At 57.5% G+C, this 2130-nt stretch carries 2 protein-coding genes; both read left to right on the top strand.

Translation table 11 applies throughout. From position 1 onward, the window contains the following. A partial coding sequence (rseP, locus tag VL003_RS08615) for an RIP metalloprotease RseP (RefSeq protein WP_325441545.1) occupies positions 1-702 on the top strand: 702 nt, incomplete at its 5' end. 73 nt (positions 703-775) lie between these two features. Further along, on the top strand, positions 776-2130 hold a 1355-nt coding region (bamA, locus tag VL003_RS08610; protein ID WP_325441543.1), incomplete at its 3' end, for an outer membrane protein assembly factor BamA.

Below are 2130 nucleotides of genomic sequence, written 5' to 3'. Positions count from 1 at the left end.
CTTGCCCTGGCAACGCCTCGCCCCCTGGTGCGCCAGGTCGTGGCGGGCGGGGCGGGCGAACAGGCCGGCTTGCAAGAGGGCGACATCATCGTGACGGCCGGGCCGCTTATCGAGCCTTCGGCGGCGGCGCTGGTGGCTTATATTCAGTCGCAGGCGGGTCAGTCCTTGCCCTTGACCGTGCAGCGCAACGACGCCCGGCTCAGCTTCAAGCTTGTTCCACAGGCAGAAACCAACGCCGAAGGCGAACGGGTAGGACGCATCGGCGTCATGCTGGGGGCTGATTTCCCCATGGCTACCGTGCGCTACGGCCCTGTGGAAAGCGTGACACGCGGCGTGACCCGCACGTTCGATACGGTGTGGTTTTCATTGAAAATGATGGCCCGCATGGTAACGGGCGACGTATCGGTGCGCAATATCAGCGGGCCGGTCACGATTGCTGATTATGCCGGCCAGACGGCACGTATCGGGCTGGCCGCTTATATCGGTTTTCTGGCCCTGATCAGTGTTAGTATCGGCGTGTTGAATTTGCTGCCCATTCCTATGCTCGACGGCGGCCATCTCATGTATTACCTCATCGAAATGCTGCGCGGTAAACCGCTACCCGAAAACTGGATGGAAACGGGCCAGCGTGTCGGCCTGGGTTTGCTGGTTGCCCTGATGAGTTTGGCGTTCTTTAATGATTTTTCCCGTCTTTTCAGTTAATGCTACTTGTCTAAGCGGGTTCTGCCTTACAATCGTTCCCCAATTTGATCTACTAAGCTAAGGATCCACCAGGATGTCGTTCCGCCGGAAAACTAAAATTACCCAGCGTGCCCTGCCTTTCATTTTGGCGGCCTTGATGGCCCCAGGCCTAGCCGGTGCATTTACGCCCTTTGTGGTGCAAGACATTCGAGTGAACGGCATCCAGCGTGTCGATGTGGGGGCTGTATTCAGCTACCTGCCGGTCAAGGTGGGCGAGAAATTTACTCAAGAGCAGGCCAGTGAAGCCATTCAGCGCCTATACGCAACCGGCTTTTTCAGCGACGTCACCATTGATACCGATAACAATGTGCTGGTGGTCAACGTCAAAGAGCGGCCCACCATTGCGTCGGTTACTTTCAACGGCATGCGCGAGTTCGACGCCGAGGCGCTGAATAAATCGCTCAGTACGGTGGGTTTCGGGCCGGGCCGCGTATTTGACCAGGCCATGCTCGAGCGCGCCCAATTTGAGCTTAAGCAACAATACCTGGCCAAGGGCAAGTACGGGGTCGAAATCAGCCCCATCATTACGCCATTGCCGCGTAATCGGGTCGGTGTCAGTTTTGACATCTTCGAAGGCGAACTGGCCAAGATCAGCGAAATCAATTTTGTCGGCAACGAAGATTTCTCTGCCGGCAGGCTGCGCGACGAGCTCGAGCTCACCACCTCGGGCTTCATGACCTGGTACACGGGTACCAACAAATACTCGCGTGAAAAGCTCGAAGGCGACATTGAACGCATCCGGTCGTTCTACCTAGACCGCGGCTACCTCGAATTTTCGGCCGAGCCGCCGCAGGTGTCGATCTCGCCCGACCGCGAGAGCATCTTCATTACGTTTACCCTGCACGAAGGCGAACCCTACACCTTGCGCAGCGTCAAGCTGGCCGGCGAGCTGCTGGGTCTCGATGCTGAAATTCAAGAGCTGATCAAAATCAAAGAGGGCGAAACGTTTTCGGCGGCCAAGACCAACGAAACGGCCAAGGCCATTACCGATTACCTGGGAAGCCTGGGTTATGCGTTTGCCAACGTCAACCCCAACCCCGTGCTAGACCGCGATTCCCACGAAGCCGATCTTACCTTCTACGTCGACCCGGGCCGTCGGGTGTATGTGCGCCGCATTCAAATCGGCGGCAACACCCGTACCCGCGACGAGGTCATTCGTCGTGAAATGCGCCAGATGGAATCTTCGTGGTACGACTCGACCGACATCAAGATGTCGCGCGACCGCATCGATCGGCTGGGTTATTTCAACGACATTAACGTACAAACCGCGCCTGTGCCCGGCTCGCCCGACCAGATCGACGTCAACGTCGACGTCAAAGAAAAACCCACCGGCATGATCAACCTGGGTGTGGGCTACGGCTCTACCGACAAGGTCATTTTGTCGGCCGG

Source organism: Pusillimonas sp. (assembly GCF_035515275.1).
GTDB lineage: Bacteria > Pseudomonadota > Gammaproteobacteria > Burkholderiales > Burkholderiaceae_B > Pusillimonas.
This window is presented reverse-complemented; position numbering and strand designations above follow the sequence as displayed.